This is a genomic window from Microcoleus sp. C2D2, from assembly GCF_036702495.1.
Lineage (GTDB): Bacteria > Cyanobacteriota > Cyanobacteriia > Cyanobacteriales > Microcoleaceae > Microcoleus.
On the sequence record NZ_JAUBTO010000279.1, the window covers coordinates 1 to 5179 of the forward strand.

The 5179-nt window shown below is 46.9% G+C and carries 5 protein-coding genes; all 5 read left to right on the forward strand.

What is annotated here, in order from left to right:
- Nucleotides 1-240, forward strand: a 240-nt coding sequence (locus tag QUB61_RS37675) for a hypothetical protein (RefSeq protein WP_333190408.1), incomplete at its 5' end; no start/stop codon positions are given.
- 38 nt (nucleotides 241-278) lie between these two features.
- Entirely contained in the window at nucleotides 279-1556 is a 1278-nt protein-coding gene (gene ahcY, locus QUB61_RS37680; RefSeq protein WP_333131193.1) for an adenosylhomocysteinase, read from the forward strand.
- A gap of 196 nt (nucleotides 1557-1752) precedes the next feature.
- A complete protein-coding gene (locus QUB61_RS37685) occupies nucleotides 1753-2367 on the forward strand; it encodes a DedA family protein (protein ID WP_333131195.1) in 615 nt (204 codons plus the stop codon).
- Between the two features lie 448 nt (nucleotides 2368-2815).
- Nucleotides 2816-4240, forward strand: coding sequence for an NADP-dependent isocitrate dehydrogenase (locus QUB61_RS37690; RefSeq protein ID WP_333131197.1), 1425 nt, complete (start codon nucleotides 2816-2818; stop codon nucleotides 4238-4240).
- Between the two features lie 277 nt (nucleotides 4241-4517).
- Entirely contained in the window at nucleotides 4518-5084 is a 567-nt protein-coding gene (locus QUB61_RS37695; protein WP_333131198.1) for a hypothetical protein, read from the forward strand.
- Nucleotides 5085-5179: the final 95 nt, after the last annotated feature.

Here is a 5179-nt window from a genome sequence, read left to right on the forward strand (position 1 = left end):
GCCCATCCCACAAGAAAAAATAATTCTTGTGGGATGGGAATCTTGCCCGACCTAATTATTTTTGCAAGAGGTCTATTGAGATCGATCGATCGACAGGAATGTTTTACTCTCGCTGTGCGGGTAAGTCGATCGACTCGCTCGCAAATTGGTCGAACACAATCAAAATTTAAGATTAGCACCGCGATCGCCCCCGATCGAGTAAAATCACAGCACTTGCCCGCCGATGACTTAATCTGCTAAAACTAACAAAGTTTGATAATTTCTGAGAAATAACATACATGGTTGCTACATCCGTCAAGATTAAACACGAAGTCAAAGACTTGTCCCTTGCCCCGTTGGGAAAGCAACGCATCGAGTGGGCCGGCCGGGAAATGCCAGTTTTGCGGCAAATTCAAGAACGCTTCGCTAAAGAAAAGCCATTCGCTGGCATTCGCTTGGCTGCTTGCTGCCACGTAACCACAGAAACCGCTCATTTGGCCATCGCCATCAAACTCGGCGGTGGGGACGCCGTACTGATCGCCAGCAACCCCTTGAGCACTCAAGATGACGTAGCGGCTTGCTTAGTTGAAGACTACGGCATTTCCGTCTTCGCCCTCAAAGGAGAAGACGCCGCTACCTACGAACGTCACGTCTACACAGCCCTAGACCACCGCCCCAATATTATCATCGACGACGGCAGCGACGTGGTAGCGGCCCTGATCCAGCACCGCCCGAACCAAATTTCCGACTTAATCGGAACTACCGAAGAAACTACCACAGGCATCGTGCGCCTGCGGGCAATGTTGAAAGACGGCGTGCTGACTTTCCCCGCAATGAACGTCAACGACGCCGACACCAAGCACTTTTTCGACAACCGCTACGGCACCGGTCAATCTACCCTAGACGGCATTATCCGCGCTACCAATATTTTGTTAGCCGGTAAAAATATTGTGGTTGCAGGTTACGGTTGGTGCGGCAAAGGCACGGCACTGCGCGCCCGCGGCATGGGCGCTAACGTAATTGTCACCGAAATCGATCCGATTCGGGCGATCGAAGCAGTGATGGACGGTTTCCGCGTCATGCCGATGGACGAAGCGGCAACAGTCGGAGATTTATTCATAACCGTTACCGGCAACAAACACGTCATTCGTGCCGAACATTTCGATACCATGAAAGACGGCGCAATTGTTTGCAATTCCGGTCACTTCGACATTGAGATTGACCTTAAATCCCTCGGCGAAAAAAGCACCGACGTGAAAACAGTCCGGTCTTTCACTCAAGAATATCACCTCAATAATGGCAAGTCGGTTATTGTGTTGGGCGAAGGTCGTTTGATCAACTTGGCAGCAGCCGAAGGACACCCCAGCGCCGTGATGGATATGAGCTTTGCTAACCAAGCTTTAGCCTGCGAATATCTGGTGACGAACAAAGGCAAACTAGAGCCTGGTATTCACTCAATCCCCGTGGAAGTTGACAAAGAAATTGCCCGTCTCAAATTGGAAGCAATGGGTATTTACATTGATACCTTGACTCCCGAACAAATTGAGTACACAAACTCTTGGACTTCGGGCACTTAATCATCGTTTATCGTTCCCGGGATCTCCCTGGGAATATTCTCGTCGATCGTTCCCCGGCATAGCCTGGGAATGAATACCACGAGGCTCTGTTTCCTCTATTCGGAGTCGAGGCAGAGCCTCTAGATATGCCTTCCCCGGCTGTGCCTGGAAGCAAAAATGAGAAAAATACAAAGTACATATTACCTATTGAATCAAAATGGTTGAATGGATAACTAACACAATGCAGTCGATGGGCTATCTCGGAATTGGGCTGTTGATGTTTTTAGAAAATCTTTTCCCGCCCATACCCTCAGAATTGATTATGCCGCTGGCAGGATTCACGGTATTCAAGGGCGGAATGGAGTTTTCACCGGCGATCGCAGCAGGAGTAATCGGTACAGTTCTGGGGGCACTTCCCTGGTACTATGGTGGTAAATTATTGAGCGAAGAACGCTTGAGGAATTTAGCCGACAAATACGGCAAGTGGATCACTGTATCGGGCGCCGATATTGACAAAGCGAATAGATGGTTTAACAGACACGGCAACAAAGCCGTGTTTTTGTGTCGCCTCGTACCGGGAGTTCGCACCCTGATTTCCCTGCCCGCTGGCATCAACAATATGCCTTTAATTCCTTTTTTACTTTACTCAACAGGCGGCACTCTTTTGTGGGTGAGTTTCCTCACTTTTGCCGGATATAAACTAGGGGAAAATTATGGACTTGTAGATGAGTATCTGGGTCCGGTTTCCAAAATAGTTGCGGTGAGTATTGTCATTTGGTTTATTTTGTGGGTGGTCAAAAAGAATATGCAGAAGGAAAAATATCGCAAATAAATAAATGCAAACTTGGTGAAAATAATCTGCGTTGATTCGCGTTCATCTGCGGCGACAATCACCATTTTGACCCCGCCCAGAAACAAATACAAGTTTCCTACAGGAGTCGTGAGCGGCCCCAAGTTTTAGACCAGAGTTCAAGCTCCCAGATGAATCTGTGGAGTAAATCTAAAATCTAAAATCTAAAATCTAAAATCCACTGACTCGCTTCCAGCATCTTCTCAACATTAGGGCTGAAAGAGAGAGAGGCATATTTGATAGAAACTTCTGCTATATTTGCTACTTTTTTCAAGTTACTTTTAAATTTACGATCGCCCAAAAGTCACAGTGACGGCCAGCCGAGCGCCCAAAAATCCCACTTAAATTTATACAAATATTTAGGATTGGTTGAGGTTTAGGCAGATAATCGTGGCAAAATAGGGAACATTGCTATCCGCGCTGTTAAGATATGTACGAAAAAATTGTAGCCCCGACAACTGGTTCTAAAATTACTTTCAAAGATGGTTCGCCGATCGTCCCCGACGACCCAATTATTCCCTTCATTCGCGGTGACGGTACGGGTGTGGACTTGTGGCCAGCATCCCAGAAAGTCATGGATGCTGCGGTAGAAACAGCTTACGGCGGCAAGCGGAAAATTAACTGGTTTAAGATTTATGTAGGCGACGAAGCTTGCGATGTCTACGGTACTTACCAATATTTGCCGCAGGATTCCTTAGACGCCATCAAAGAATACGGAGTCGCCATCAAAGGGCCGCTGACAACCCCAATCGGAGGCGGCATTCGATCGCTCAACGTAGCTTTGCGGCAAATCTTTGACCTTTACGCCTGCGTGCGGCCCTGCAAATATTATGCTGGAACACCATCGCTGCACAAAACTCCTGAACTGCTAGACGTAATTATTTACCGGGAAAATACAGAAGATATTTACCTGGGAATTGAATGGCCCAAAGGCAGCGAAATCGCAAAGAAATTGATTGAATTCCTCAATAATGAGTTAATTCCGGCAACACCAGAACACGCCAAAAAACAAATTCGCCTCGATTCTGGAATAGGAATTAAACCAATTAGCAAAAGCGGTTCTCAACGTTTAGTGCGGCGCGCCCTCGCCCACGCTTTGCGGTTGCCGAAAGACAAGCAGCAAGTGACTTTGGTGCACAAAGGCAACATCATGAAATACACCGAAGGAGCTTTCCGAGATTGGGGTTACGAATTAGCAACCACCGAATATCGCGAACAGTGCGTGACTGAAAGAGAGTCTTGGATTCTCGGCAACAAAGAACAAAATCCCGACATTAGCTTAGAAGATAATGCCCGCCAAATAGACCCGGGATACGATGCTTTGACTCCCGAAAAACAAGCCAAAATTCGTCAAGAAGTCGCCGACGTTTTGTTTGCAATTTGGACCAGTCACGGCAGCGGTCAGTGGAAAGAAAAGATTATGGTCAACGACCGAATTGCTGACAGTATTTTCCAACAAATTCAAACTCGACCGGGCGAATATTCGATTTTGGCGACCATGAATTTGAACGGGGATTATTTGTCCGATGCGGCGGCAGCAATTGTCGGCGGATTGGGCATGGGTCCCGGCGCGAATATTGGTGATGAATGTGCAGTTTTTGAGGCAACTCACGGCACTGCACCGAAACACGCCGGTTTAGATAAAGTCAATCCTGGCTCTTTGATTTTGTCCGGGGTGATGATGTTAGAATACATGGGATGGCAGGAAGCCGCAGATTTGATTAAGAAGGGTTTGGGAGCGGCAATTTCTAACGGTGAAGTTACTTACGATTTGGCGAGGTTGATGGAGCCGCCGGTACCGGAGTTGAAGTGTTCAGAGTTTGCGGAGGCAATTATTAAGCATTTCGCGGATTGAGTTCCTCGGTGCGCCAACAATTGAGTCCTGGAAGCCGATCGAAAAATCATTCCAATCCTGAATCAGCAGTATCTTTAAAAAAACACCGCGCTCTTCTATGTATTGGTACGCTTGCCAAGATAGGGATAGCGGTGTTATAAAGTTCTTGAGTCCCATAGCAATTATCACTCATTCGCGAACAATTAGTTAGGGTAGGAAAGCAAGGGAGTAACCGCAGAGAATTTCTCCTAAACCTATATCCCGAATTATGAAAAATTGTACAGATACTGGAGTTTTTATGAAAAATAAAGAGAAAACTGATACGATGCGGGTTTTGATTCTGGCGGATGTTTGCAATCCTGAGTGGCCTTCTTTACCAGTGGTTGGATATAAATTTGCGCGTGCGATAAGCCATTATGTTAATGCTACGGTTGTTACTCAAATTAGGAATAAACCAAATATCGATCGAGCCGGAATGGGTAACGCTAAAGTAGTTTATATAGATACAGAAAATATTGCTGCTCCCATTCAAAATCTAGCTGATTTACTTACCGGTGGCTCAGAAAAATCCTGGACTATTAGGACAGCGCTGGGTTATTTCAGCTATCTCGCCTTTGAGTGGGAAGTATGGCAGCGCTACAAGCAAGAGTTGCAAAGCGGGCATTTCGATATCGTTCACCGGATTACCCCGATGTCGCCCACGCAGCCAAGTCCTATGGCAGCTTGGAGTCCTATTCCTTTTTTGCTAGGACCTCTCAACGGCGGGCTGCCTTGGCCGAAAGCTTTCACAACTGAGTTGAAGCGGGAACGCGAGTGGTTGAGCTATGTGCGAAATGCTTACAGGTTAGGAATGAGAATTAAATAACTTCCACAAGTTTGTGGGATGGGCGTCCCGCCCGTCCTTTTTGGACGGGCGGGACGCCCATCCCACCAAAACCAATAAAATTGTAAGTTATTTAA

Coding starts and splice junctions, on each gene's coding strand:
- QUB61_RS37695 (WP_333131198.1), top strand. CDS start 4,518: ATGAAAAATAAAGAGAAAACTGATACGATGCGGGTTTTGATTCTGGCG.
- QUB61_RS37685 (WP_333131195.1), top strand. CDS start 1,753: ATGGTTGAATGGATAACTAACACAATGCAGTCGATGGGCTATCTCGGA.
- ahcY (WP_333131193.1), top strand. CDS start 279: ATGGTTGCTACATCCGTCAAGATTAAACACGAAGTCAAAGACTTGTCC.
- QUB61_RS37690 (WP_333131197.1), top strand. CDS start 2,816: ATGTACGAAAAAATTGTAGCCCCGACAACTGGTTCTAAAATTACTTTC.